This window comes from Pseudomonas sp. 14P5.3.2, assembly GCF_057799175.1.
Map to the genome: position 1 here is coordinate 204,330 of NZ_JBYOKU010000004.1, position 26,241 is coordinate 230,570.

The window sequence follows — 26,241 nt, forward strand, 5'->3', positions numbered from 1 at the left end:
ACACCCAATCCCTGTGGGAGCTGGCTTGCCAGCGATGGCGGTGTGTCATTCACCAATGATGCTTGCTGATCTCCGCCATCGCCAGCAGGCTGGCTCCCACAAGGTTTAGTGCTGGTTCGGGAATTCTCGGTGCATCTGTTCCAGCAGCGCATCCTTGTCCTGCCACAGCTGGTTGATCCAGCCCTGGAATTGCAGGCGATATTCGCCGTCCTGGTCGTAGTTCTTGCCGATGAATGCCGGGGGGATTTTCAGTTCTTCAAAGTGCACCACCACGTCGCGCACGTTGCCGCACAGCAGATCCCAGAAACCCGGGCGCCCGCCCGGGTAGTGAATGGTCACGTTGACGATCGACTCCAACTGTTCGCCCATGGCATCGAGCACAAACGCGATGCCGCCGGCCTTGGGTTTGAGCAGGTATTTGAACGGTGACTGCTGTTGCGCATGTTTGCCTTCGGTGAAGCGTGTGCCTTCGACGAAGTTGAAAATCCCCACCGGGTTGTTGCGGAATTTCGCGCAGGTCTTGCGCGTGGTTTCGAGGTCTTTGCCTTTCTTTTCCGGGTGCTTTTCCAGGTAGGCCTTGGAGTAGCGCTTCATGAACGGGAAGCCCAGCGCCCACCAGGCCAGACCGATCACCGGGACCCAGATCAGCTCCTGCTTGAGGAAGAATTTCAGTGGCTGGATACGGCGGTTGAGTACGTATTGCAGCACCAGGATGTCGACCCAGCTCTGGTGGTTGCTGGTGATCAGGTACGAGTGTTGGTAGTCCAGACCTTGCAGGCCGCTGATGTGCCAGCGCGTGCGGCGCACCAGGTTCATCCAGGCTTTGTTGTTGCTGATCCACGCTTCGTGGGTGTGGCTCATCAGCCACAGTGAGGCGCGGCGGGCGAGGTCGAAGGGCAGCACTTTGATCAGCGCCACGCAGAACAGGAACGAGCACAGCAGAATCGTATTGAGCGCCAACAGCAGTGCGGCGATTACGCCGCGAATCGGGGCGGGCAGGAAGTCCAGCATTTACACATCCATAGGTCGGTTGGCGGCTTGGATCGCGGTCAGGGCGATGGTGTAGACGATGTCGTCGACCTGCGCGCCGCGCGGCAGGTCGTTCACCGGTTTGCGCAGGCCTTGCAGCATCGGGCCGAGGCTGACGCAGTCGGCGCTGCGCTGCACGGCTTTATGGGTGGTGTTGCCGGTGTTCAGGTCGGGGAAGACGAACACCGTGGCGCGACCGGCCACCTGGCTGTTCGGTGCCAGTTGCCGGGCGACGTCTGCGTTGGCAGCGGCGTCGTATTGCAGCGGGCCGTCGATCAGCAGCGAATGCTGTTGCTCGTGGGCGAGCAGGGTGGCTTCGCGGACTTTCTCGACTTCTTCGCCGCTGGCCGATTCGCCGCTGGAGTAACTGATCATCGCCACGCGCGGGGTGATGCCGAATGCGGCAGCCGAGTCGGCGCTTTGCAGAGCGATCTCGGCCAGTTCTGTTGCGCTCGGGTGCGGGTTCATCACGCAGTCGCCGTAGACCAGCACCTCTTCGGGGAATAGCATGAAGAACACCGACGACACCAGCGTGCAGCCCGGTGCGGTCTTGATCAGTTGCAGGGCCGGGCGGATGGTGTTGGCGGTGGTGTTGATCACGCCCGAGACCAGACCGTCGACCTCATCCAGCGCGAGCATCATGGTGCCGATCACCACGGTGTCTTCCAGCTGCTGTTCGGCCATCGGCGCGTTGAGGCTTTTGCTTTTGCGCAGGGCGACCATCGGCTCGATGTAGCGCTCGCGGATCAAATCCGGATCGAGAATCTCCAGCCCCGGCGGCAACTCGATACCTTGCGCGCGGGCCACCGCCTCGACGTCCTCGGGTTTAGCCAGCAACACGCAACGGGCGATGCCGCGCTCCTGGCAGATTGCTGCCGCTTGCACGGTGAGCGGCTCGCTGCCTTCGGGCAGGACGATACGTTTGTTCGCCGACTGCGCCCGTTGAATCAGTTGATAGCGGAATACCGCGGGTGACAGGCGCATTTCCCGCGGCGTGCCGCAGCGCTGATGCAGCCACTTGGCGTCGAGGTGGCTGGCGACGAAGTCGGTGATGATCTCCGCGCGCTCGCGGTCATCGATGGGGATTTCCTTGTTCAGGCCATTGAGCAGGTTGGCGGTGTCGTAGGAGCCGGTGCTCACCGACAACACCGGCAGACCGGCCTGCAACGCGCCACGGCAGAGATCCATGATGCGCGGATCGGGGAGGGTGTCGCTGGTCAGCAACAGGCCGGCCAGCGGTACGCCGTTCAACGCCGCGAGGCTGACCGCAAGAATGATGTCGTCGCGGTCGCCCGGGGTCACCACCAGCACGCCGGGTTTGAGCAGCTCCACGGTGTTGCGCATGGTGCGCGCGCAGATGATGATTTTGGTCATGCGCCGGGTTTCGTAATCGCCGGCGTTGAGCACCTGCGCGCCCATCAGGTCGGCGACGTCACGGGTGCGCGGTGCGTTGAGTTCGGGCTGGAACGGAATGCAACCGAGCAGGCGGAAATCACCGCTGCGCAACAGCGGCGAATGCTCCTTCAGACGTGTGGCGAAGGCATCCATGCTTTCATCGGTCTTGACCTTGTTGAGGATCACGCCGAGGACTTTCGGGTCTTTCGGGCCGCCGAACAATTGCGCCTGCAATTCCACGCGGCCGGAGAGCTCGGCGAGCACTTCGTTTTCCGGCGCCGAGACCAGAATCACCTCGGCATCCAGGCTCTTGGCCAGGTGCAGGTTGACCCGCGCGGCGTAACTGGCGCTGCGGGTCGGTACCATGCCTTCGACCACCAGCACGTCTTTACCGATGGCGGCTTGCTGATAAAGGGCGATGATTTCTTCGAGCAACTCATCGAGCTGGCCGTCGCCGAGCATCCGCTCGACGTGGGCCAGGCCCAGTGGCTGCGGCGGTTTCAGGCCGTGGGTGCGCGCCACCAGTTCGGTGGAGCGCTCAGGGCCGGTATCGCCCGGATGCGGCTGGGCAATCGGTTTGAAGAAGCCGACTTTCAGACCGGCCCGCTCCAGGGTACGCACCAGCCCGAGGCTGATGGAGGTCAGACCCACGCCAAAATCGGTGGGCGCGATAAAAAAAGTTTGCATGCGGATTCTCTAAGGGTGCATGGCAATGGTGGCGATCTATACGTGACCGCCTACCGCAATTCAGTCGCCAAGGTTATCGCTAACCGAGCCTTGTGCGCACCAACCGCAGGCAAAGGGTTGGCCTATTTTTTCAATACGTTGCGCCGGATCAAGAACCCAGGCCCGCGATTGCCACGGCGGCTGGTGACGCAGGTGCTGGGTGTGGCCACAGGAAAGCTCGGCCACCCAGTGACCGTCTTCATCCTGATGGAAGCCGGTGATCGTCGAATCCCGTTTGTCCGGGTTGTGTTCGCTTTCGCGCGATTGCTTCGCTAAACTTGGCCTTTCTATATTCTTATGCAAAAGGTCTCGCCCCATGCTGATCGCCGCCAATAAGGCTGTCTCCATCGACTATACCCTGACCAACGACGCTGGTGAGGTCATCGACAGCTCCGCCGGCGGCGCTCCGCTGGTCTACCTGCAAGGCGCAGGCAACATCATCCCGGGCCTGGAAAAAGCTCTGGAAGGCAAAGCTGTCGGTGACGAGCTGGAAGTTTCCGTTGAGCCGGAAGACGCTTACGGCGAATACGCCGCTGAACTGGTCAGCACCCTGAGCCGCAGCATGTTCGAAGGCGTTGACGAGCTGGAAGTCGGCATGCAGTTCCACGCTTCGGCGCCGGACGGCCAGATGCAGATCGTGACCATCCGTGACCTGGACGGCGACGACGTCACCGTCGACGGTAACCACCCACTGGCCGGTCAGCGCCTGAACTTCAAAGTGAAGGTCGTTGCCGTTCGTGATGCCAGCCAGGAAGAAGTCGCTCATGGCCACGTCCATGGCGAAGGTGGCCATCACCACTGATTTTCTGCGCTAAGCTTCGAGTACTGGAGAGGCGCCTGCGGGCGCCTTTTTAGTCCGCGGCTGTCCTTGGTGGCCTCGCCAAGTGGCTGTTTCGAGTAGAACACGGAATCCCTGGAGTACGTCATGAGTGCTTTTCACGACCTTAAGTTGACAGCCCTGGATGGTCAGGAGCTACCGCTGGCGCCTTTCAAGGGCCGAGTCGTGCTGGTGGTCAACGTCGCCTCCAAATGCGGCTTGACCCCACAGTACGCGGCACTGGAAAACCTCTATCAGCAATTCAAAGACAAAGGCTTCAGTGTGCTGGGCCTGCCGTGCAATCAGTTTGCCGGTCAGGAGCCAGGTACCGAACAGCAAATCCAGGAGTTCTGCAGCCTGAACTATGGTGTGACGTTTCCGTTATCGAGCAAGCTTGAAGTCAACGGCCATGATCGTCATCAGCTGTACCGCTTGCTGGCGGGTGAGGGCGCAGAGTTTCCGGGGGATATCACCTGGAACTTCGAGAAATTCCTGCTCGGCAAGGATGGCCGGGTATTGGCGCGATTCTCGCCGCGCACGCCGCCGGATGATCCGACCATTATCCACGCGATTGAAAAAGCGCTGGGCTGAAATACAAAAATCGCAGCCATCGAGCTGCGATTTTTTTTGCCTGACTTTTGACCCTTAATCATTCAGATCAATAGTGCTGTTCAAAGGCACTGACTGTTCATATTATCGCCGTCATAAAGTCATTCCCTGTGGAGCCTTCCAATGCCGGTTCAAGCCCTGTTCAAACCGTTCCACCTCGGTGCCCTCGAACTGCCGACCCGTGTGGTCATGGCGCCGATGACCCGCTCGTTTTCCCCAGGTGGCGTGCCCAATTCCAAAGTGATCGAGTACTACCGTCGCCGCGCTGCGGCCGGTGTTGGTCTGATCATCACCGAAGGCACCACCGTCGGTCACAAGGCTTCCAACGGTTACCCGAATGTGCCGCAGTTCTTCGGCGAAGCGCCACTGGCGGGCTGGAAGAAGGTGGTTGATGCGGTACACGCTGAGGGCGGCAAGATCGTTCCGCAACTGTGGCACGTCGGCAGCGTGCGCCGCATCGGCACCGAGCCGGACGCCAGCGTCCCGGCTTACGGCCCGACGGAAAAACTCAAGGATGGCCAGGTCGTGGTGCACGGCATGACCAAACAGGACATTCAAGACGTGATCGGTGCTTTCGCCCAAGCGGCGAAGGATGCGCAAAGCATCGGTATGGACGGCGTGGAAATCCACGGCGCCCACGGCTATCTGATCGACCAGTTCTTCTGGGAAGGCAGCAACCAGCGTACCGATGAATACGGCGGCAGCCTGGCCAACCGTTCGCGGTTCGCCATCGAGTTGATTCAAGCGGTGCGCGCGGCAGTCGGTGAAGGCTTCCCGATCATCTTCCGTTTTTCGCAGTGGAAGCAGCAGGATTACACCGCGCGTCTGGTGCAGACCCCGGAGGCGCTGGGCAAATTCCTCAAGCCGTTGGCCGACGCCGGGGTGGACATTTTCCACTGCTCGACGCGGCGTTTCTGGGAGCCTGAATTTGATGGTTCCGAGCTGAACCTGGCGGGCTGGACGCGCAAGCTGACCGGCAAACCGACCATTACCGTGGGCAGCGTCGGTCTGGACGGCGAGTTCCTGCAGTTCATGGTCAACACCGATAAAGTCGCGCAACCGGCGAGCCTGGAGAAACTGCTGGAGCGTCTGAACAACGACGAATTCGATCTGGTGGCGGTTGGCCGTGCGCTGCTGGTGGATCCGGACTGGGCGCTGAAAGTCCGTGAAGGGCGTGAGCAGGACATTCTGCCGTTCAGCCGTGAGGCGTTGATGACCCTGGTTTAAGCGTCGCCATTACCGACCCCTTCGCGAGCAAGCCCGCTCCCACATTTTGAAATGCATTCCAAAATGTGGGAGCGGGCTTGCTCGCGAAGAGGGCATCAGAGTCGACGATTATCTAAGGCAATGTCTGCGCATTCGGCACCACCTGCTCCCACATTTTGAAATGCATTCCAAATGTGGGAGCGGGCTTGCTCGCGAAGAGGGCATCAGAGTCGACGATTATCTAAGGTAATGTCTGCGCATTCGGCACCACCTGCTCCCACATTTTGAAATGCATTCCAAATGTGGGAGCGGGCTTGCTCGCGAAGAGGGCATCAGAGTCGACGATTATCTAAGGCAATGTCTGCGCATTCGGCAACACCTGCTCCCGCACACACGCGCCACGCAAATGCTTTTCAAACTGCTCGATGATCGCCGCCCACCCCTGGCGACTGGCATGCTGCCGCGCATTCAGACGCACACAGCGCAAGCGCTCATCTTCCTCCAGCAGCCACGCCGCCGCATCGCAAAACGCTTCCTCATCCCCGGGCATCGCCAACACGCCGTTGTAGCCGTGACGGATGTGCTGCGCCGCCGCAGCCTGATCGTAAGCCACCACCCCCAGACCGGACGCCAGTGCTTCAAGCACCACGTTGCCGAAGGTTTCGGTCATGCTCGGAAACAGAAAGATATCGCCCGACGCATAGTGCGCTGCCAGCGCTTCGCCGCGTTGTGAGCCACAGAAAATCGCCTGCGGGATTTGCTTCAGCGCCAGACGTTGCGGCCCGTCGCCGACCACGATCAGCTTCAGATTGCGCTGTGGATAAGTGCTGCACAGGGTGTCGAAGCAGCGCTTGAGCAGGCCGAGGTTCTTCTCCGGGGCCAGACGTCCGACGTGAATCACCGCGATGTCCTGCTCGGACAAACCCCATTGTTCACGCAAGCCGTTCAGGCGCTTGGCCGGGTGAAACAACTGGCTGTCTACGCCACGGGACAGCAGGGCGAGGCGATCGAAATGCCGACGCTCCAGTTCCAGGCGCTGACTGACACTGGGCACCAGGGTCATCGCCGAACGGTTGTGAAACCAGCGCAGATAATGCGTGAGCAAGCGCGTCAGCAAACTCAGCCCGTATTGGTTGGTGTATTGCTGGAAATTGGTGTGAAAGCCGCTGACCACCGAGATCCCCAGACGTCGCGCCGCGCGCAAGGCCGACAAACCGAGCGGGCCTTCGGTGGCGATGTACAGCACATCCGGGCGCTGGCGTTTCCAGCGCCGCAGCAGCTTGTGCATCGACGACTGACCCCATTGCAGACCGGGATAACCCGGCAATGGCCAGCCCCGACACAACAGCAAGGCATCGTCCTCGACGCGCTGCGGATCGCCCGCCTGACGCGGGCGCACCAACTCCACCTGATGTCCACGCGCTCGTAAGCCATCGCACAAGCGGCCAAGGGTATTGGCCACCCCGTTGATTTCCGGTGGGAAGGTTTCGCTGATCAGGGTGATATGCAGAGCTGTCGTCATGACCTCAGTGTCGGCTGAGGCCATGTCGTGCCTGTGACGTTCGGATGATGGATTTGTGACTGGCTGTCTGGGGCGGCCTAGCGCTGCGTGACGAGGTTCTCCGCACCCCGTTCACGCACCCAGAACAATGTTGCCCCGGCCACAGCGGCCGGCATCATCAGGATGTTGACCACTGGAATCAGCAGCGCCAGATAGACGATCCCGCCAAAACTCATGCTCTGCCAGCGCTTCTGGCGCAGCCAGGCGAGCATTTCGTTCCAGCCCAGTTTGTGGTTGTCCGCCGGGTAGTCGATGTACTGGATCGCCATCATCCACACGCCGAACAGCAGCCACAGCGGTGCGGCGACGATGTTCACCACCGGGATGAACGAGAGGATGAACAGGCCGATCGCCCGGGGCAGGAAGTAGCCGAGTTTGCGCATTTCCCGGGCGAGGGTACGCGGGATCATAGCGATCAGCTCGCCCCAGCTGAAGGCCGGGAAATCATCGGTGCCGCGCACCACCACTTCGACTTTTTCCGCGAGGAAGCCGTTGAACGGCGCGGCGATCACGTTGGCGAGCATGGTGAAGGTGAAGAACACCATCAGCGCCACCAGCACCACGAACAGCGGCCAGAGGATGTAGCTGAGGAAACTCAACCAGTCGGGCAGCGATGGCATCAGGCTGTCGACCCACAGGCTGAACTGATGGCCGGCCAGATAGATCAATCCGACGAACAGCACCAGGTTGATTGCCAGTGGCAGCAACACGAACAGGCGCAGGCCGGGGCTGAGAACCAGTTTGAGGCCTTCGCGCAGGTATTGCGGGCCGGACAGAACAGGTGCGGGCATAAGGTGCTCCGAGCAAGGGAAAACGCGCCGACCTTACCGGCTTTGCACTGCGTGCGAAAGCGCGGCAGAGCGATCGACATTCACTGTAACAAAGACGTCGATCTGGTCGGAGTCTGCGCATAGAGACCACCTATGAGCTGGATTGTTAAACCGTATTTCCTTAATCTTGCCCCCCTCGATACGCTGCACCCAACTTTTTACAGGACTGTCGAGCTCATGCCTTCCCCAAGGTTATCCACAGTCCTTTTTTATTCCCGCCGGCAGTCCGGCGTTCCGCGCCAGTCTTTCGGCCCGGTCAACAGGAGCAGGTCATGTCTGAAGTCCGTCATTCGCGAGTGATTATTCTCGGTTCCGGCCCTGCCGGTTACAGCGCTGCGGTCTACGCCGCCCGTGCCAACCTCAAGCCACTGCTGATCACCGGCATGCAGGCTGGCGGTCAATTGACCACCACCACCGAAGTCGACAACTGGCCAGGCGACGTTCACGGCCTGACCGGTCCGGCGCTGATGGAGCGGATGCGCGAGCACGCCGAGCGCTTTGAAACCGAGATCGTTTTCGATCACATCAACGCCGTGGACTTCGCTGCCAAGCCATACACCCTGACCGGCGACAGCGCGACTTACACCTGCGACGCCCTGATCATCGCCACCGGCGCCAGCGCTCGTTACCTGGGCCTGCCGTCGGAAGAAGCGTTCATGGGCAAAGGCGTTTCGGCCTGCGCGACCTGCGACGGTTTCTTCTACCGCAACAAGCCAGTGGCTGTGGTCGGCGGTGGCAACACCGCTGTTGAGGAAGCACTGTACCTGGCCAATATCGCCAGCACCGTGACCCTGATCCACCGTCGCGAAACCTTCCGCGCCGAAAAGATCCTGATCGACAAGCTCAACGCCCGTGTGGCCGAAGGCAAGATCATCCTCAAGTTGAACGCCAACCTCGACGAAGTGCTGGGCGACAACATGGGCGTGACCGGTGCGCGTCTGAAGAACAACGACGGCAGCTTCGACGAAATCAAGGTCGACGGCGTATTCATCGCGATCGGCCACACTCCGAACACTTCGCTGTTCGAAGGCCAGTTGACCCTGAAAGACGGTTACCTGGTGGTGCAGGGCGGCCGTGACGGCAACGCGACTGCAACCAGCGTCGAAGGCATCTTCGCTGCCGGTGACGTGGCCGACCACGTTTACCGTCAGGCCATCACCTCGGCCGGCGCCGGCTGCATGGCGGCACTGGACACCGAGCGTTACCTGGACGGTCTGCAGAACGCTTCGTTCTAAATCGCAGACACAAAAAAACCGGCTTCGGCCGGTTTTTTTTGTGCCCGTGTTTCCGCTACACCGCATAACCCTGTGGGAGCGGGCTTGCTCGCGAAAGCGTTGTCTCAGACAAAGAAAAGTCGCCTGACACGGCGCCTTCGCGAGCAAGCCCGCTCCCACAGGGGATGGCGTTGTCTATGGGATTCAGCGGCGGGTCAGGGGCTGAGCGGTGAACTTCACGCCGGCCAGACCGTGCTTGATCAGCGCACGGATATTGCCGTGGTCGCTGCCCTCAGGCGTCGCCACCACCGAACGGTAATGTTCACCGAACGCCAGCAGCGCTTCTTCATCGCTCAGGCCTTCCAGCAGTGCCAGGCCCAGGGTCTTGCACGAGCCTTCGTTCTGCCCGGCGGCGTTTTCCACGCCACCGTTGTTGAACGCCTGAGGCTGATAGTCGTAACCGGCGGCGATGAAAGCCAGGGTGTCGGCGAAAGCGTGCTCGCCGCTTTTGAGGCTGGCGCGCAGGGTGTTCAGATCACTCATTGGGTTTTCCTTTGGCGAACGCCGCTTGTTGCTCGGCGCTGGCTTCTTGCTGATATTGGGCTTTCCACTCGGCGTAAGGCATGCCGTAAACCACTTCGCGTGCGTCATCGAGGCTGACCTCGATCTGCTGCTCATCGGCGGCAGCCTTGTACCACTTGGACAGGCAGTTGCGGCAGAACCCGGCGAGGTTCATCAGGTCGATGTTCTGCACGTCCTTGCGGCTGTCCAGGTGAGCGACCAGCCGGCGGAAGGCGGCGGCTTCGAGTTCGAGGCGTTGTTGCTCGGTCATGATGGGCTCTGTGCAGTCTATTCGTGGCGCGGATGATAAAAGTCTGGCGCGCGATGCGCCAGACATGCTCAGCGGCTGGCGGCGAGCGTAATCGACACCGACTCGGCAAACCGCAGCGCATGCGGCTTGTCGACTTCGACTTCGGCGTACAACACCGCGGTATTGGTCATCACCAGGTCCAGCAATTCCTGGGTCAGGCGTTCGAGCAGCGCAAAGCGATTGCCCTCGACGTGGGCGATGATCGCCTTGGTGATGGTGCGATAGTTCAGCGCGTGGTCGATGTCGTTGTCGCGCACCGCTTCCTGCGCGGCGTACTGGATGGTGAGGTTGATCAGCACATCCTGCTTGTTGAGGATCTCGTCCTCGTTGATCCCGATAAAGGTGCGCAGGCGCAGATCCTTGACCCGGATGCGCGCCATTCCCGGTTGAAGTTGTGACATTTACTTGCTCCGTCCAATCAATTGCAGGAACTCCTGGCGGGTGTTGCTCGACTCGCGAAAGGCGCCGAGCATGACCGAGGTGTTCATGGTCGAATTCTGTTTCTCGACACCGCGCATCATCATGCACATGTGCCGGGCCTCGATGACCACCGCGACGCCGGCGGCATCGGTGACCTGTTGCACCGCATCGGCAATCTGCCGGGTGAGGTTTTCCTGAATCTGCAGGCGCCGGGCGAACATGTCCACCAGCCGCGCGATCTTCGACAGCCCCAGCACCTTGCCTGTCGGAATATAAGCCACATGGGCCTTGCCGATGAAGGGCAGCAGGTGATGTTCGCATAACGAGTAGAGCTCGATGTCGGCGACGATGATCATCTCGTCGCTGTCGGAAGCGAACAGCGCGCCATTGACGATCTCATCCACACTCTGTTCGTAGCCGTGACACAGATACTGCATGGCTTTCGCCGCGCGCAGCGGCGTGTCGAGCAAGCCTTCGCGGTCGGGATCTTCGCCGAGGCCGATGAGGATCTCGCGGTAATTCTCGGGCAGGGAACGGGTCATGGCAGATCCTCGCGCAGCAACTTATTTGACGTGACGTCCGCCGTTGACGGTCAGGGTCGTGCCGGTGACATAGGGGTTGTCGAGCAGATAGCGCAGGCTCTGGTAGATCACTTCGCTGCCGGGCTCGATGCCCAGCGCGGATTTGGCCAGTGCCTTGGCGCGGTACGCCGCGTCGTCGTCGGGATTGAACAATAGCAGGGCTGGCGCGATGCCGTTGACCTTGATTGCCGGCGCATAGCGTGCGGCGAAGGACAGGGTCAGGCTGTCGAGCCCGGCCTTGCTGGCGCAATAACCGATGTGTTTGCTGCTGCCCTTGCGCGTGACATCGTCGCTGATGTGGATAATGTCGGCCGGCGTCGAGCGCTTGAGCATGTCGGCGCAGTGCAGGTTGATCAGGTATGGCGCGAGCATGTGCAAGTTGAACATGCGCGAGAAGGCTTCAGCTTCACTGCCCGGGGTTTCCGCCAGCCATTCGGAGGCGTTGTGCACGATGGCGCGCAGGCTATCGGTGCGGGTCTTCAGTTCATCGATGAAGGCAAGGATGGCAGCTTCGCTGGAAAAGTCCGCGAACACGCCGATAGCGCCCAGATCCTGCAAGGTTTGCACGCCGGGACGTTCGCTGCGGTAGGTAAAGATGACCCGATGGCCGTCCTCAAGCAAACGCTGCGCGCAGTGCAGACCGACACGCTGGCCGGCACCGGTAATGAGGATCGGGGCGGAGGATATGGACATGAACGGCTCGCGTCGCGGTGGGAGTAAAAACTATAACAGTGACGCGGGGTGCCCACCTATCGCAAGACGGGTGCTGTGCTTTTGTGGGAGCCGGGCTTGCTCGCGAAGGCGGTGTGCCAGGCACGGATACATCAACTGACACGACGCTTTCGCGAGCAAGCCCGCTCCCACATGGGCTCTCAGCGGTTTTGAGACACTGGTTCAACAGGCAGTCGAGGTGCTGGAACACTGTTCAGCCAGTTCGCCAGCAACCGCGTCGACAACGGAATAAAGAAATACACCATCAACGGCGTCAGGCACGCCGTGCTGATCAACACCCGCGGCAGCAGGCTCATCTCGCCCAGCAGCGGCCCGAGGACAAAGTTGAACAGCAGTGACACCGGGAAGAACGCCAGCCAGATCGCCACGGCCTGTTTCCAGCGCGGTGGCCGTTGACCGGCCGCGCCGAACCAGCCTTCGATGCCGCTGACGCGGTGTTCTTTGGGGTGTGCAAACAGATCGCTGCCACGGGCCAGCCACGCGGTACGCGAGGCCGAGTGCTCCCAGGCGTGCAGGGTCTGCTCGTCGACGAAGCGGAAAATGATCTGGAATTCGTTGTCACCGGGTGGCGGAGCGAGCACGCCGGAACCCAGGTAACCGGGAAAGTCTGTGGCCAGTTGTTCGCCTTCGCGCAGCCAGGTCATCAGGTCCTGATAGCGGCCGTCGGCGACGCGACGCGCAACCATCAGCGTGACGGGGGAAGTAGACATTATGTATCTCCGTATTCCGAGTGCGTCGCTCCGGGTAGGAACTTCGCAATACGCAGGCGGGGGTAGGAGCCTGCGCTTTTCAACAAGCAAGGATTATTCCTGATTTTCGTGATTAAACCAGAGACGTTCGTCGCAGATCATTGCTTGAACGCTGATGGGGCATCGGATATAGAATGGGATCCAAGAACCATCAAGGACATTGATCGGACAATGCCTGTCATAACGGACATTCACCCTGCCTCGCAGGCCTCTGTCGCGCTCGAGCGTGAAGAGCTGTTTCCCATTCGTGAGGTTTCGCGGCTGACGGGCGTGAATCCCGTCACGCTACGTGCATGGGAGCGTCGCTACGGGTTGATTCAACCAACGCGCACCGAAAGCGGGCATCGTCTGTATTCGATGACCGAAATCGAGCGTGTGCGCAGCATTGTCGACTGGATTGATCGCGGCGTGGCCGTGAGCAAGGTCGGCAAGATCCTCGCCAGGACCGAGCCGTTGAAAGCCTTGGCCCATATTATTTCCGATGATCTGGTACAGGCTGATTACGCGCAGTGGCAGCAGCAGGTGCAACTCGCCGTCCGTTCATTTGACGATCGGGCGCTGGATCAGGTCTACAACCAGATCTTCTCGTCCTACGCGTTGCCGGTGGTGTTTCAGGACATCCTCATGCCTTTGTGGCTGCAGATGCTGCAGCGCCAGGACGCCTTCGGCCAGACCAGCGAGTGGCTGTTTTTCGATGGCTTTCTGCGGGCGCGGGTCCTGCAGCGCATCGTCGTGCTGCGCGGCACGCAGCCGCGCAAAGTGGTCGTCAGCGCGCTGGCCGGTCAGTGCCGAGAGCTCGAGTTGCTGGTCGCCGCGTTGTTTCTCAGTGGCAATGACGCCGGGGTGCGGGTGCTGACCACCGGTCAGCCATTCGATGAGTTGGCGCTGGTGTGCGAGCGGATCAAGCCGCAGGCGCTGGTGCTGTTTTCCAATCACGCTCCGACAGCCGATTTGCCGCGACGGTTGAACCGTCTGGCCTTGAGCCTCGATTGTCAGGTGATGCTGGCCGGTGATACCGCGGATCTGGCGCAGGACAGCCTGGCGGGTTCTTCGATTGGTTGTCTGGGCAACGAAGGGGCGACAATGCGTCAGCGCATGACGCAGTTTCTCGCGGGCAAACTGGATACGTGAATTTCAGGTGTGCAGGGCAGGGTGGGTCAGGCGATGTTGCTGCAGGATGAACTGGCGCAGGCGTTCGGTTTCGTCGGCATCGGTCTGGCTGAGTTCATAGGCAAAGAAACCCTGTTCGGTCTCTCGCTCGAAGTTGCCACGCAGGGAGATCCGCTCATAACCTGACGGGCTGAACCACAGGGCGAAATGCCTCGGCGGTTTGGTTTTGTTGCGCATCTCCAGCAGCAGGCCTTTGTGCGATACCTCGTGAACCCACATCGCCCCCGGCTGGCCCTTGGCGTTTTCCAGTGCCACCGGTTCTTCGAGCGTCAGACGCCATGGCCGGATCATCGGGCCGTCTTCGTAAATGCTGGGTACACCGAGACGCAGATGCAGCGCGTGGAATTCGTCCTCCACCAGATGCAGCGGGAAAGTCATCTGCTGGTTTTCGAAGTTGGCCTGAATGGTCACTTGTTCGTGAGCAGCGAGGCGCGTGAGCAGATCGCGGATTTGCGAACCACCGTTGACCAACAGGCTCGACGTCGCATCCCGCACATTAAGCTGCGGGTTATGCTGCATGGTCTGGATGAAATCCAGCTCATCCTGGGTCAGGAGTGCGTCGCGTTGCATGGCCTGGCTCGAAAGAAATAGTTACAAAGTCATTGGTGATTGTAGTTAATGACACTTAGTTCGCAGTTTTGTTTGCGCCGTTCGTCGCTTTCAAAGCTGCCAGCTCCGCCTGCAGTGCGGCGACCTCGGCTTCCAGCTGTGTCACACGATGCTGGGCCTTGACCTGAACGGTCACATCCTTCTGCACGCCGACGAAGTAAGTCAGCCCGTCATCCGCGTTTTTCACCGTCGACAGTGACAGCTCATTCCAGAACGGCGTGCCGTCCTTGCGGTAGTTGCGCAGTGTTTCCCGACACGATCCACCGTTGCGCAGCACCTCGCGAATCCGCGTCAGGCTCGCCTGATCGCGGTCTCCGGCCTGCAGAAAACGGCAGTCCTGATAGAGGATTTCTTCGCTGGTGTAGCCGCTCAGGCGTTCGAAGGCCGGGTTTACATAGATCAGGATGTTGTCCTGCTCGCCTTCTTTCTCTGCCACCACAATTCCATCGTTCGACGCGTTGATCACCATTTGCAGCAGACTGGCATTGATCATCTGTGAATCCTTTCAGCATTGTCGATGGCTCGCATTCTAGAAGATCAATCGGCGCTGTCTATAGGCCATCAGTGTCCGTTGAGAGCCAATCGCAACTTCATCCTTCGGGCTGGTACTATCGCGGCTCTTTTTTTTCGTTTCAGGATCCGTTTGATGAAAGTCGCCATTCTCTCCGGTTCGGTCTACGGCACTGCCGAAGAAGTCGCTCGCCATGCCCAGAATCTGTTGAAAGCCGCCGGTTTTGAAACCTTCTACAGCCCACGTGCCAGCCTGGCGGATCTGCTGTCTTTCGGCCCTGAAGCGCTGCTTGCCGTGACCTCGACTACCGGCATGGGCGAGTTGCCGGATAACCTCATGCCGCTGTATTCGACGATTCGCGATCAATTGCCAATGGCCTGGCGCGGCTTGCCCGGCGCGGTGATCGGCTTGGGCGATGCCAGTTACGGCGATACGTTCTGCGGCGGCGGCGAACTGATGCGCGAGTTGTTCGCCGAGCTGGGCGTGCGCGAAGTGCAGGACATGCTGCGTCTGGACGCCAGCGAAAGCGTGACCCCGGAAGCCGACGCCGAGCCATGGCTGGCGCAACTGATCGCCACGCTCAAGGGCTGATCGCGCGCTCGCGCAGCAAGGCCAGCCAGGCCTGGGCGGCTTTTGACAGATAGGCGCCCTGACGCCAGATGAACGCGATGTCCCAGCGCAGATAATCCGGCGCGCGCAACGTCAGGCGCACCACGCCCGGACGCTCCAGTGCCCGGGCGACCACGCTGGGCAGCAGCACCACGCCTTGCCCGGCGGCGACCAGTGCCACGAGAAAGTCCGCCTGGCCGCTGCGCCCACCCTCTTTAGGGGTGAAACCCATTTGCTGGCAGGCCTGCAATAACCGGTCATTGAGCACGAAACTGCGCTGGTACAGCAGGAACGGCGTGTCGGCCAACTCCTCAAGAGCAATCTCGCCGCGAGCCGCCAACGGATGATCCACCGGCAGCAACGCATCGAGTTTCTCGTCGCAGAACGGCTGAAAGTCGAACTGCGGATCTTTCGGCAACAGGCTGCCGCCCAACTCCAGTTCGCCGCTGAGTACCGCCTGCTCGACGTTGCGACTGCCGCCTTCAAGCAATTGAATGCTGATGTTCGGATAGCGCCGCCGATACTCGGCGAACAGTCCGGCGAATAACGCATCACTGCCCAGCAGCGGCAGACCGAGGCGCAATTCGCCGCGCGCCAGTTGGCTCAGATCATCCAGCTCACTCAGCAACTCATTGCGCAAACGCAACATGCCTTCGGCCCGCTGCAGCACCACGCTGCCCGCGGCGGTCAGGCGCAGTTGCGAGCCGAGCCGTTCGAGCAACGGCGTGCCGAGGCTCTGCTCCAGTTGCGCGACTTGCTTGCTCACTGCCGACTGGCTGATGTGCAGGGTTCTCGCCGCTTGGGTGAAGCCACCTTGATGCATGACTTCGACAAAACTGCGCAGCTGTTTGAATTCCATGATCCGATTCCGTTTTGGAATAGTGCTGAGTCTAACAATTCGCTTCTGGGATGACAGGCCGCTTCGTAAAATAAGCCCCTGTCAGGAGCCCATCATGAACGCCGCATCCCTCAAGTATCTTTCCCGTCTATTCGCCGAGCTGGCCGTGTTGCTCGGTCTCTACCTGCTCGGCTGCCAGATCGCCGCGTGGCTGGCCTGGCCGATTCCCGGCGGAGTCATCGGCATGGCCTTGTTGCTGCTGGCGTTCGCGTTCGGCTGGGTCAAACCGGCGGCGCTGCAACTGGGGGCCGGATTGCTGATGGCCGAGATGCTGCTGTTCTTTATTCCGGCGCTGATGAGCCTGCTCGACTACGGCGCGCTGTTACGCAATGACGGCTGGCGGATTCTGCTGGTGATCGGCGCCAGTACCCTGATGGTGATGCTGGTGACCGCGTTCACCGTAGAGCTGGCCGTGCGTCTGAGGCGGTCCCATGAAGCTTGAATGGATGCCGATGTTCTGGCTCGCCTTCACTCTGCTGGCGTACCTGTTCAGTCGCTGGATTTATCGGCGCACCGGGCGCTATCTGCTGTCGCCGCTGATTCTGGTGCCGGCACTGCTGCTGGCGCTCGCCGTGCCGCTGCACACCGCGTATGCCGAATATTCGAGCAACACCCATTGGTTGATGCTGGTGCTCGGGCCGGTGACGGTCGCCTTCGCCGTGCCGATCTGGCAACAGCGGCGCTTGTTGGTGCGGCACTGGTCAGCGCTGTTGCTGGGTATGCTCGCCGGCAGCGCGGCGTCGATCGCCACCTCGTTCGGACTGGCCAGGGCGCTGGCGCTGGACACCTCAGTCACGATGTCGCTGGTGCCGCGTTCGATCACCACGCCATTCGCCATGCCGTTGGCGCAGGATCTGGGCGGTGTGCCCGAGCTCACCGCGGTGTTCGTGATGTTCACTGGCGTGTTCGGCGCGATGCTCGGCGGTGTATTGCTCAAGTGGTTGCCGCTGCGCAGTGCGCTGGCGCGTGGTGCGTTGTTTGGGGTTGGCGCGCATGGGGCCGGGGTCAGTCGGGCGCATGAAGTGGGCGGTGAGGAAGGCTCGGTGGCGGGGCTGGTGATGGTGCTGACCGGGCTGCTCAATCTGTTCGCCGCGCCTTTGTTGGCGTCGTTGCTTTGACATGGATCCAAGCTGTTTGCATTGCTGACCCGCTCAGTCATCAAGCTGGCTGGCAATGCAACTACGTGAATTGTGGGAGCTGACTAGACTGCTGACACGTGCAAAACAATAAGAACGCAGAGGTGCATACAGTGAGCGTAGCCCCCGTCCAATCGCCCCTTGATGTCAAAGACCAGGTCAGTGCCGCGGAATGGCAGACCCGGGTCGATCTGGCCGCCTGCTATCGACTGGTGGCGCTGCATGGCTGGGATGACCTGATCTTCACCCACATTTCCGCCAAGGTTCCGGGCACCGAAGACTTCTTGATCAACCCGTTCGGGTTGATGTTCCATGAGATCACCGCCTCGAGCCTGGTCAAAGTCGATCAGGCCGGCAACAAGCTCATGGACAGTCCCTACGAAATCAATCCCGCCGGTTACACCATCCACAGCGCCGTGCACGAGGTACGGCACGATGTGGTTTGTGTGCTGCATACCCACACCGCGTCCGGTGTAGCCGTTTCCGCGCAAAGACAGGGTGTGTTGCCGATCAGCCAGCAGTCGCTGTTCGTGCTGTCGAGCCTGGCCTATCACGCCTACGAAGGCGTGGCGCTGAATCACGAAGAGAAGGCGCGCTTGCAGGCCGACCTGGGCGATAACAATTTCCTGATGCTGCACAACCATGGTCTGTTGACCTGTGGCGGCACCATCGCCGACACCTTTCTGATGATGTTCACCTTCCAGCGCGCCTGCGACATTCAGGTCATGGCGCAAACCGGCGGTGCTGAACTGATCGCCATCGAACCGCAAATCCTCGCGGGCGCCAAGGCGATGATCGCCGGCGTGACCAAAAGTGCTCAAGGCATGGGCGGCGCGCTGGCTTGGCCGGCACTGCTGCGCAAACTCGATAAACAAGACCCCGGATATAAACTCTAATGCCTCTTGCCGAGATTCCTCTGTGTGTCTGGCGCAAACGCAGCCGGACGTTTGTCTTTCGCGGCCAGTCGATCCGTTACTGGACGGCGGGGCAGGGTGAACCGCTGCTGCTGATCCATGGTTTCCCGACGGCCAGTTGGGACTGGCACTACCTGTGGCAGCCGCTGGCCCAGCGTTACCGAGTGATCGCCTGCGACATGCTCGGTTTCGGTGATTCGGCCAAACCGCTGAATCACCAGTACAGCCTGCTGGAGCAGGCCGACCTGCAACAGGCGCTGTTGGCGCATCTTCAGGTCGAGCAAGCGGTGCACCTGCTGGCCCACGATTATGGCGACAGCGTTGCCCAGGAACTGCTCGCCCGGCATTACGAAAATCGTATCGAGGTCGCCAGTTGTGTCTTTCTCAATGGCGGCCTGTTCCCGGAAACCCATAGACCGGTGTTGATGCAAAAGCTGCTGCTCAGTCCGGTGGGCTGGATGATCGGGCGTGCGTTTACCCGTGATGCATTGGTGAAAAGTTTTCGGCAGATTTTCGGCCCGCAGACCCGGCCCAGCGAGAGCGAACTGGATGATTTCTGGAGTCTGATCGAGACCCATCGCGGCCCGCGCATCCTGCACAAATTGATCGGCTATATCCCGGAGCGTCGGGTGCAACGTGACCGCTGGGTGTCGGCGATGCAACGTGGTGAGGTGCCGTTGCGAGTGATCGATGGCGAAGTCGATCCGATCTCCGGTGCGCACATGGTCGAGCGTTACCGCAAGCTGATTACCGAGGCCGACACCGTACTGTTGCCGGGCATCGGCCACTATCCGCAGATCGAAGCGCCGGTGCAGGTGCTCAAGCATTATCTGGCGTTTCGTGAGCGCCTGGAGTTGCCGCCACGCAAGGTGGCGTGTTCCTGAAAGATCAAGAGATCGCAGCCTGCGCCAGCTCCTGCACCGATCTTCTGTAGGAGCTGCCGCAGGCTGCGATCTTTTGATTTTGCTGTTCATCATCCCCCAGCCTTATCGCCCACCATTCAGCCCCAGCCGTGTTCGTTGTGACCGAACGCCCCGTGCCTGACACTCGGGATTATTGTCCCTCAGGCCAGCTGGAGTTCCCGCGATGAATGAGTCCGTACGTTTCGAAGATAAAGTCGTGATCGTCACCGGCGCCGGTGGTGGCCTCGGTCGTGCGCACGCTTTGCTGTTCGCCCGGCACGGCGCCAGAGTGCTGGTCAACGACCTCGGCGGCTCGACCCAGGGGGAAGGTGCCAACGCCTCCGCCGCCGACCGTGTGGTGGCGGAAATTCGCGAAGCCGGCGGCATCGCCGAGGCCAACCACGATTCGGTCACCGACGGCGACAAACTGGTGCAAAACGCCCTCGATGTCTTTGGCCGTGTCGACGTGGTGGTGAACAACGCCGGGATCCTGCGCGACAAGACCTTTCACAAGATGGACGACGCCGACTGGGATCTGGTCTATCGCGTCCACGTCGAAGGCGCCTACAAAGTCACCCGCGCCGCCTGGCCGCACCTGCGCGAGCAAAGCTACGGTCGGGTGATCTTCACGGCTTCGACTTCGGGCATCTATGGCAACTTCGGCCAGTCCAACTATGGCATGGCCAAACTTGGTCTCTACGGACTGACCCGAACCCTGGCCATCGAAGGACGCAAGAACAACATCCTGGTCAACGCCATCGCCCCCACCGGTGGCACGCGCATGACCGAAGGCCTGATCCCGCCGCAAGTGTTCGAACAGCTCAAACCGGAACTGGTCAGCCCGCTGGTGGTGTACCTGGCCAGCGAGCAGTGCCAGGAGACCTCCGGCCTGTTTGAAGTCGGTGGCGGCTGGATGGGCAAGGTGCGCTGGGAACGCAGCCTCGGCGCCGGGTTCGATCCCCGCAGCGGCTTCTCCCCGGAAGATGTCGCGGCGCACTGGCAACAGATCTGCGATTTCGAGGGCGCGGCGCATCCGAAGGACAATATTGAAGCGTTGAAGGAGATGATGGGGAATTTGCAGAAGTATTCGCTTTAACAGGAAAAATAACGAGCAGGCACAAAGTGTTTGCTCGTTTTTTTATTTATAAGTTTGAATCCGGGCTTTCCATTGGCAGCACGCCGTGCCTTGACGGTCGGCAATACGATCCTTGTCGAGAGGCGATGCTTGAGTCGTTTTAAGTTGCGACAAGGCCTGAATTCAAAGTCTGAACACTCCATGAATTAAAGCTTGTTTGATTGAGTGCGCTTTCGAATTTTCTTTAATCGCAGGGTTGTGTACTTCTACGCAATAAGAAGTGTTCGATGGGTTTTTCGGAGTTTTCTTTCAGGAGGGTACGCTTGCTTTTTGTCAGGCATAAAAAAGGCCGCTGCAAACGCAGCGGCCAAGGTAAGACGTTGGATCAAGGAGCTACAAATCAACGTCAGTGAACACCGGGGCGATCAATCCGAAGATTCGATTGATCTGAAAACGGTCAGCGATGGCGTGAGGGGCTCAGCAGCCAAGGCTTCCTGCTTCACGGCGCCTGCCGTGAAAGCCCGCTCAGAATAAGGGGTTCGATCCGAAGGAAAAATACCGATTCCGGACATGCACTGTTACGGGGCATGCAACAGTCCAAGGGCTCAACGAGGGCATTGCCCCTTCGCCAGAGGGCAGCCGCGTGCAGTCCATGTCGTGGCGCCACTGAGGGGCCGATGCTTATTTTGATCAATATATTGCCGCAGCAATGCTGTTTCTTTTGCACGATGTGAAGTTGCCGATCCTGGCGTCTCTATTCAATGGGATTGCTGAATAACGAATACAGGGCAGAGGCACTAGACGTCAGTCGAGTGCGGTGTGGGTCAAATCACATTTATGTTTCGACATTAACGCTGTGTCATATGCGGTCATGTTCTCTGGATTTTGGTATTGGTTGTGAGGTTGGGAGTTGGTTTGTCCTTATTTAGATTGGGTTGCCAATTTTTGGAATTGGCTGATCGACTTCTCATAAGGGCAATTCAATGAACGTCATGAACACACATATTCTCACTCAAGACAGCACTGCGCCGACATGGCTGAGCCGTGTAGGGGCGGAAGAGAAACTTAAGTACTGCGAGCTGGAACAGCAGTGGGTCGATAGCCAGGTCGAGCTGGATCGGCAACTGGAGGACGCCGCAAGTTTGCGCGCTTTCGCCCGTTCACTGATGAGTCGGGAGTTGGAGCAGGACTTCGGCAACCCACTGGATCCCGATTTGATCGTCACTCACAGCCGTTATGTATTCCAGGCGGCGGGGCGCACGGTGATTCAGGAGGACAGGCGCTCGTTGACGGATCTGTTGCTGCAAGGCCTGCATGAGCCGGGCATGCGCGGGCGAATCAGCTTTTCCGGGGACGGACTGCCCGCGGGTCTGAACCAGCCATGGCTGGAAAAAATCGTCACCAGCAGTGTTCGCGCCGAATACGGTGTCCGCTTGCGCAAGGCGTACGAACGCCAGGGCGTGCTGGCAGCCTTGAACAGTCTCATCCGTGATCAATTGCTGCTGAGTGCTTTTGCCGCGAAGTGTCAGGGACATTTGAGTGATGCCAACTTGCAGCGGATTCAAAGAGCCGTCGCGGGGGACGCGGCGCTGACGATTGCCCCTTTGCAGCTGCGTGCGGACGTCCGCGCGCTCAAGGATCTGGTGGCCGTCGGCAGTCGCGGCGCGGGCGAGGATAGCTGGCTGCTGTATGCCCCGGGGTCGCCCGACGGTCGGGACTGGTATGAGAAACACACCTTCCGAATCCTCAATCTTGAAGTAGCGGCCTGGGCGGCCACCGAGCGTGGACGTGACTATCTGACCTGGCAGTCCCATGCCCTGGATCGCCAGCAAATCACTGGTTACCTCAAGCAGGCTTCTCAGCGCGGCGATGCCTGGATCGGCCTGACGCTCGCGCCCGCGCACTCTGGCGGTGCCGAAGTGCTCGACCCTCTGGTTTTCAACGAGCGCGCCTGGCGGGTGTCGCAGGAAGAAGGTCAGACGCCATACGGCTACCGCACGGCGGATGAAACGTTGCGTCAGGGCTTCACCCGGATCAACTGCGAACTCAAGGCGCTGCAGACCATCCAGATACGCCAGTGCGGTTTTGCATCCTATGAAAAGTTTTGCCGTGATCTGATCAAGGCGCGGGTAGAAGAAGTCTTGTTGCAACGGGGCCGGCAGGTTGTCATCGATCCGGACCTGATCGAGGTGCAGATCGACGAGCGACAGAGGATGACCTTGCATGAGTTGATCGTGGGTGAGGTCGCGTTTTATGCCGATCAAACGGGGCAGCCGCTATACCCGCGTTTCGTGCTGCTGGACGGGCATCCGCCGTTCACTGGGCTGGATATCCGTGACATCGCCAGTTGGTCGAGAACCTTGCGTCCGGGGGAGCAATACATCGGTCAGCTGCGCGCCGTTGACCTCAATCCAGCCAATTCCGAGGGGCTGCTCAAGCGAGGCATTGCACTGGCCATCCTCCAGCGGCGGATGCGGGTGGCGATCATGCAGGGACAGTTCAATGGGCAACTGCCGCAGGCGCACGTTGAGGCCTTGCTCGGGGTAGTCAACCTGTACGTCGAAAATGATCCGCGACAGATCACCCGGCAGGCCGACGCCTTCGGCAACGTCGGGCACAGTGTTCTGCATCAGTTGCATCTGTTGTTGCGGCCGGTAGTGGGGGTCTATGTGTTCAGGCTGCGTCTGCAGGGGCAGGTCATCGAATACCTGTTTACCCCCGATGCTCCGGATGGCCGCGAGTTGCGACCGTTCAGCGAGTTTGTCAGTGCGGTCAAGACACTAGGCCTGGGCGACTACCTGCATCAGCGGCTCTACGTGAAGCATCAGCTGCAGGTGGGGAGCTATCTGCGTGAGCTTGAAGAATCGTCCAGAGCCACGCAGGCCCCAACGCTCAATGGCAGGATTCACATCACCGACTTCAACGAGTGTTACGAAAGCGTTCTGCACAAGGTGATTGCCGATGTGGATGAAAAGACCCGAAGCCTCAAGGAAATCATCGGCGGTCTGCTGTTCGACGCGGTGGTCGCGGCGGCGGGAGCCATCAGTATTGTGTTCGCGCCCGTCGGCATCGCCCTCACGGCCGTGCTGTTCACCAAAGCGATGGTGCAAGGGTTCGAGGCTTATGGGTTGGGCGACCGGGCACGCGCCATCGGGCATTTCAAGGACGCGCTGATCGAGTTGGCATCCCTGGGCAAGGCCGGGTTCACCAAGGCGTCGGTGACCCAAGTGCAGAAAAACGTCATCGGGCTGATAGGCGATGCTTACGTGATCGAGAAGCTGGTAGCCGAAGCGTCCGGTCAGACTCGATTGCCCAAACGCTTGCTGGAGGTGATTCAAGAGATCCTTGATGACCCGCAGAGCACTGCCAGCAAAACCACCCTCGCCTGATTGCGAGACATGGCCGGCGGCGCTTCAGGGATGGAGGTCGTCGGCCTGATAGCCCATTCGCCAACTGACGGCTCGCGCTGCCGCCAGCAAACGCTGGGCAGCCGGGCCGTTTTCATCGGCGTGGAACAGCGAAGTCGGGCCGACGATGGTGAGCACGGCGGCGATCTGCCCGACCGCGTTGAACACCGGCGCCGACAGCGCGTCCACACCGGGCATCAGCAAGCCATGCACATGATGCAGGCTGCGCGCGCGGATCTGTTCGCACAGGTCCGAATAGGTTTTTTCATCGGCCAGCGGATGATTGGCGACGGCGGTTTCCTGCTCGCGCAATTCATCGGTTTCGCGATGTGGCAGGTAGGCGCTGAACACCAGCCCGGTGGACGAACTGAGCAGCGGTAATACCGAACCCAATTGCGTCACCACCGTCACCGCGCGCACCGCCGGCTCGATGTGCACCACGGTCGCGCCCTGATTACCCCACACCGCGAGAAAACAGGTTTCGTTCAGTTCGTCGCGCAACTCGGACAGGGGCAGGGCGGCGACTTTGAGTACGTCCATACTGTTCAGGGCTGCAAGGCCCACGCGCAACGCTTCACGGCCGAGGCCGTAATGGTTGGTGGCGGCGTTCTGCTCGGCGAAGCCGCTGGCGATCAGGGCCTGGAGATAGCGGTGCACCTTGCTGGCCGGCATCTGCACATGTTCGGCCAGACGCGACAGCGAGGTGGACGGCGACAACTCGGCCAAAGCCTTGAGAATGTCGGTGCCGACCTCGGCGGAGCGGACTTTCTGTTTGCCGTTACTGTCGCTGGTTTTTTCCATGGTGCGGCCGGGTTCCAAAACGAATGGGCGTCTTTATAGCTTGACGCTGGATAGCGAGCAAATTACGTTATGCGTAATCGAATTACGATAATAACAACCCCGGCGTGCGCAAACCTCTGAGCCAGAGCGATGGGCCACTGCCGACTCCCTGTTCAGGAGGCTCCATGAACCTCGATTCAAACGCGTCGGAGCTGGCGTACCAGTCCGGTTTCGGCAACGAATTCAGCAGTGAAGCGTTGCCCGGCGCCTTGCCCATCGGCCAGAACTCCCCGCAAAAAGCCCCCTACGGCCTCTACACCGAATTGCTCTCCGGCACTGCATTCACCATGACCCGCAGTGAAGCCCGGCGCACCTGGATGTATCGCATTCAGCCGTCGGCCAATCACCCGGCGTTCGTCAAACTGGAGCGGCAACTGGCCGGCGGCCCGCTGGGTGAAGTGACCCCCAATCGCCTGCGCTGGAACCCGCTGCAGATCCCCGCCGAACCGACCGACTTCATCGACGGTCTGGTCGGCATGGTCGCCAATTCGGCGGCGGAAAAACCTGCCGGCATCAGCATCTATCACTACACCGCCAACCGCTCGATGGAGCGGGTGTTCTACAACGCCGACGGCGAACTGCTGCTGGTGCCGCAACTCGGGCGTCTGCGGATTGCCACCGAACTCGGTGTGCTCGAAGTCGCGCCGCTGGAAATCGCCGTGCTGCCGCGTGGCCTGAAATTCCGCGTCGAGCTGCTTGATCCGCAAGCGCGCGGGTACGTTGCCGAGAACCACGGCGCGCCGCTGCGCCTGCCGGATCTGGGGCCGATCGGCAGCAACGGTCTGGCCAATCCGCGGGACTTCCTCGCCCCGGTCGCCGCCTACGAAAACCTGCAGCAGCCGACCACGCTGGTGCAGAAATTCCTCGGCCAGTTGTGGGGCACCGAGCTCGATCATTCGCCGTTGAACGTGGTGGCCTGGCACGGCAACAACGTGCCGTACAAATACGACCTGCGCCGTTTCAACACCATCGGCACCGTGAGCTTCGATCACCCGGATCCGTCGATCTTCACCGTACTGACCTCGCCGACCAGCGTGCACGGGCTGGCCAACCTCGACTTCGTGATCTTCCCGCCACGCTGGATGGTCGCCGAGAACACCTTCCGTCCACCGTGGTTCCACCGCAATCTGATGAACGAATTCATGGGCCTGATTCAGGGCGAGTACGACGCCAAGGCTGAAGGTTTCGTGCCCGGCGGTGCGTCCCTGCACAGTTGCATGAGCGCCCATGGCCCGGATGGCGAAACCTGCACCAAAGCGATCAACGCCGAACTCAAACCAGCGAAGATCGACAACACCATGGCCTTCATGTTCGAGACCAGTCAGGTGCTGCGCCCGAGCCGCTTCGCCCTCGACTGCCCGCAACTGCAATCCAATTACGACGCCTGCTGGGCCACGCTGCCCGCCACGTTCGACCCGACCCGGAGATAA

At 60.4% G+C, this 26,241-nt stretch carries 28 protein-coding genes; 13 read left to right on the forward strand and 15 right to left on the reverse strand.

Annotated elements, in window-relative coordinates; all coding sequences use genetic code 11:
* Window positions 1–105: 105 nt before the first annotated feature.
* The 3 genes from yihG to AC27VU_RS05215 are packed head-to-tail and all read right to left on the reverse strand — an operon-like array spanning window position 106 to window position 3,498.
* Window positions 106–1,011, reverse strand: coding sequence for a 1-acylglycerol-3-phosphate O-acyltransferase, YihG family (yihG, locus tag AC27VU_RS05205; RefSeq protein ID WP_488723580.1), 906 nt, complete (start codon window positions 1,009–1,011; stop codon window positions 106–108).
* Window positions 1,012–3,111 carry a phosphate acetyltransferase gene (gene pta / locus AC27VU_RS05210; RefSeq protein ID WP_003221718.1) on the reverse strand — a complete coding sequence of 700 codons (2,100 nt, stop codon included), beginning with the start codon at window positions 3,109–3,111 and terminating at the stop codon, window positions 1,012–1,014. It abuts the gene before it with no gap.
* A 60-nt stretch (window positions 3,112–3,171) separates the two neighbouring features.
* Window positions 3,172–3,498 carry a DUF3565 domain-containing protein gene (locus AC27VU_RS05215; RefSeq protein WP_080593221.1) on the reverse strand — a complete coding sequence of 109 codons (327 nt, stop codon included), beginning with the start codon at window positions 3,496–3,498 and terminating at the stop codon, window positions 3,172–3,174.
* Between AC27VU_RS05215 and AC27VU_RS05220 the strand changes: the two genes are divergently transcribed.
* The 3 genes from AC27VU_RS05220 (at window position 3,467) to AC27VU_RS05230 (ending at window position 5,803) form a co-directional block, all read left to right on the forward strand.
* Window positions 3,467–3,952, forward strand: coding sequence for an FKBP-type peptidyl-prolyl cis-trans isomerase (locus AC27VU_RS05220; protein WP_003221719.1), 486 nt, complete (start codon window positions 3,467–3,469; stop codon window positions 3,950–3,952). The genes AC27VU_RS05215 and AC27VU_RS05220 overlap by 32 nt on opposite strands.
* A 123-nt stretch (window positions 3,953–4,075) precedes the next feature.
* Window positions 4,076–4,558, forward strand: a complete 483-nt coding sequence (locus tag AC27VU_RS05225) for a glutathione peroxidase (RefSeq protein WP_488723581.1) — start codon at window positions 4,076–4,078, stop codon at window positions 4,556–4,558.
* Window positions 4,559–4,699: 141 nt separating this feature from the next.
* Window positions 4,700–5,803 (forward strand): NADH:flavin oxidoreductase, encoded by a 1,104-nt coding sequence (locus AC27VU_RS05230; protein ID WP_488723582.1) that lies wholly within the window; start codon window positions 4,700–4,702, stop codon window positions 5,801–5,803.
* 328 nt (window positions 5,804–6,131) lie between these two features.
* Here AC27VU_RS05230 and AC27VU_RS05235 read toward each other — a convergent pair whose 3' ends face one another.
* Together AC27VU_RS05235 and cysZ are read right to left on the reverse strand one after the other, a co-directional pair.
* Window positions 6,132–7,328: a glycosyltransferase family 4 protein gene (locus AC27VU_RS05235; protein ID WP_488723583.1), complete on the reverse strand. Its 1,197-nt coding sequence runs from the start codon at window positions 7,326–7,328 to the stop codon at window positions 6,132–6,134.
* A 53-nt stretch (window positions 7,329–7,381) separates the two neighbouring features.
* A complete protein-coding gene (cysZ, locus tag AC27VU_RS05240; protein ID WP_007968036.1) occupies window positions 7,382–8,134 on the reverse strand; it encodes a sulfate transporter CysZ in 753 nt (250 codons plus the stop codon).
* Between the two features lie 311 nt (window positions 8,135–8,445).
* On the opposite strand from cysZ, the gene trxB reads away from it, so the two are divergent.
* Entirely contained in the window at window positions 8,446–9,408 is a 963-nt protein-coding gene (trxB, locus tag AC27VU_RS05245; protein ID WP_003221727.1) for a thioredoxin-disulfide reductase, read from the forward strand.
* A 183-nt stretch (window positions 9,409–9,591) separates the two neighbouring features.
* Here the strand turns inward: trxB and AC27VU_RS05250 are convergent, their stop codons facing one another.
* From AC27VU_RS05250 to AC27VU_RS05275, 6 genes are all read right to left on the reverse strand, one after another.
* Complete coding sequence (locus tag AC27VU_RS05250; RefSeq protein WP_102900671.1) at window positions 9,592–9,930, reverse strand: HopJ type III effector protein; 339 nt, start codon at window positions 9,928–9,930, stop codon at window positions 9,592–9,594.
* A complete protein-coding gene (locus tag AC27VU_RS05255; RefSeq protein ID WP_003221730.1) occupies window positions 9,923–10,219 on the reverse strand; it encodes a DUF1244 domain-containing protein in 297 nt (98 codons plus the stop codon). The genes AC27VU_RS05250 and AC27VU_RS05255 overlap by 8 nt, the downstream gene beginning before the upstream one ends.
* Window positions 10,220–10,287: 68 nt before the next feature.
* The gene (folX, locus tag AC27VU_RS05260) at window positions 10,288–10,659 is read right to left on the reverse strand and encodes a dihydroneopterin triphosphate 2'-epimerase (protein ID WP_003221732.1); all 372 of its coding nucleotides are present in this window, start codon (window positions 10,657–10,659) and stop codon (window positions 10,288–10,290) included.
* On the reverse strand, window positions 10,660–11,220 hold the full coding sequence (gene folE / locus AC27VU_RS05265) for a GTP cyclohydrolase I FolE (RefSeq protein ID WP_003221735.1): 561 nt from the start codon (window positions 11,218–11,220) through the stop codon (window positions 10,660–10,662).
* Window positions 11,221–11,241: 21 nt separating this feature from the next.
* Window positions 11,242–11,952: a dihydromonapterin reductase gene (folM, locus tag AC27VU_RS05270; protein WP_488723584.1), complete on the reverse strand. Its 711-nt coding sequence runs from the start codon at window positions 11,950–11,952 to the stop codon at window positions 11,242–11,244.
* Window positions 11,953–12,131: 179 nt separating this feature from the next.
* Entirely contained in the window at window positions 12,132–12,701 is a 570-nt protein-coding gene (locus tag AC27VU_RS05275) for a putative antibiotic biosynthesis monooxygenase (RefSeq protein ID WP_103485807.1), read from the reverse strand.
* Window positions 12,702–12,911: 210 nt separating this feature from the next.
* Between AC27VU_RS05275 and AC27VU_RS05280 the strand changes: the two genes are divergently transcribed.
* Window positions 12,912–13,871: a MerR family transcriptional regulator gene (locus tag AC27VU_RS05280; RefSeq protein WP_488723585.1), complete on the forward strand. Its 960-nt coding sequence runs from the start codon at window positions 12,912–12,914 to the stop codon at window positions 13,869–13,871.
* A gap of 3 nt (window positions 13,872–13,874) precedes the next feature.
* Here AC27VU_RS05280 and AC27VU_RS05285 read toward each other — a convergent pair whose 3' ends face one another.
* Both AC27VU_RS05285 and AC27VU_RS05290 read right to left on the reverse strand, forming a co-directional pair.
* A complete protein-coding gene (locus tag AC27VU_RS05285) occupies window positions 13,875–14,480 on the reverse strand; it encodes a hypothetical protein (RefSeq protein WP_003221742.1) in 606 nt (201 codons plus the stop codon).
* 55 nt (window positions 14,481–14,535) lie between these two features.
* On the reverse strand, window positions 14,536–15,012 hold the full coding sequence (locus AC27VU_RS05290) for a PAS domain-containing protein (protein WP_488723586.1): 477 nt from the start codon (window positions 15,010–15,012) through the stop codon (window positions 14,536–14,538).
* A gap of 153 nt (window positions 15,013–15,165) precedes the next feature.
* Between AC27VU_RS05290 and AC27VU_RS05295 the strand changes: the two genes are divergently transcribed.
* Window positions 15,166–15,621 (forward strand): flavodoxin, encoded by a 456-nt coding sequence (locus AC27VU_RS05295; protein WP_488723587.1) that lies wholly within the window; start codon window positions 15,166–15,168, stop codon window positions 15,619–15,621.
* On the opposite strand, the gene AC27VU_RS05300 is transcribed toward AC27VU_RS05295, so the two are convergent.
* Window positions 15,611–16,498: a LysR family transcriptional regulator gene (locus AC27VU_RS05300; protein ID WP_045122297.1), complete on the reverse strand. Its 888-nt coding sequence runs from the start codon at window positions 16,496–16,498 to the stop codon at window positions 15,611–15,613. The two genes, AC27VU_RS05295 and AC27VU_RS05300, sit on opposite strands and share 11 nt — an antisense overlap.
* 94 nt (window positions 16,499–16,592) lie before the next feature.
* Between AC27VU_RS05300 and AC27VU_RS05305 the strand changes: the two genes are divergently transcribed.
* The 6 genes from AC27VU_RS05305 (at window position 16,593) to AC27VU_RS05330 (ending at window position 23,953) form a co-directional block, all read left to right on the forward strand.
* Window positions 16,593–16,979 (forward strand): CidA/LrgA family protein, encoded by a 387-nt coding sequence (locus AC27VU_RS05305; protein ID WP_007968058.1) that lies wholly within the window; start codon window positions 16,593–16,595, stop codon window positions 16,977–16,979.
* Window positions 16,969–17,655, forward strand: coding sequence for an LrgB family protein (locus tag AC27VU_RS05310; protein WP_103485812.1), 687 nt, complete (start codon window positions 16,969–16,971; stop codon window positions 17,653–17,655). The genes AC27VU_RS05305 and AC27VU_RS05310 overlap by 11 nt, the downstream gene beginning before the upstream one ends.
* A 131-nt stretch (window positions 17,656–17,786) precedes the next feature.
* Window positions 17,787–18,569, forward strand: coding sequence for a class II aldolase/adducin family protein (locus AC27VU_RS05315; protein WP_338800837.1), 783 nt, complete (start codon window positions 17,787–17,789; stop codon window positions 18,567–18,569).
* Window positions 18,569–19,471, forward strand: coding sequence for an alpha/beta fold hydrolase (locus AC27VU_RS05320; RefSeq protein WP_488723588.1), 903 nt, complete (start codon window positions 18,569–18,571; stop codon window positions 19,469–19,471). The genes AC27VU_RS05315 and AC27VU_RS05320 overlap by 1 nt, the downstream gene beginning before the upstream one ends.
* Window positions 19,472–19,673: 202 nt before the next feature.
* Window positions 19,674–20,585 carry an SDR family oxidoreductase gene (locus tag AC27VU_RS05325; RefSeq protein ID WP_201135777.1) on the forward strand — a complete coding sequence of 304 codons (912 nt, stop codon included), beginning with the start codon at window positions 19,674–19,676 and terminating at the stop codon, window positions 20,583–20,585.
* Between the two features lie 971 nt (window positions 20,586–21,556).
* On the forward strand, window positions 21,557–23,953 hold the full coding sequence (locus AC27VU_RS05330; protein ID WP_488723589.1) for a dermonecrotic toxin domain-containing protein: 2,397 nt from the start codon (window positions 21,557–21,559) through the stop codon (window positions 23,951–23,953).
* 24 nt (window positions 23,954–23,977) lie between these two features.
* On the opposite strand, the gene AC27VU_RS05335 is transcribed toward AC27VU_RS05330, so the two are convergent.
* Window positions 23,978–24,772, reverse strand: a complete 795-nt coding sequence (locus AC27VU_RS05335; RefSeq protein WP_103521452.1) for an IclR family transcriptional regulator — start codon at window positions 24,770–24,772, stop codon at window positions 23,978–23,980.
* 164 nt (window positions 24,773–24,936) lie between these two features.
* On the opposite strand from AC27VU_RS05335, the gene hmgA reads away from it, so the two are divergent.
* Window positions 24,937–26,241: a homogentisate 1,2-dioxygenase gene (hmgA, locus tag AC27VU_RS05340; protein ID WP_488723590.1), complete on the forward strand. Its 1,305-nt coding sequence runs from the start codon at window positions 24,937–24,939 to the stop codon at window positions 26,239–26,241.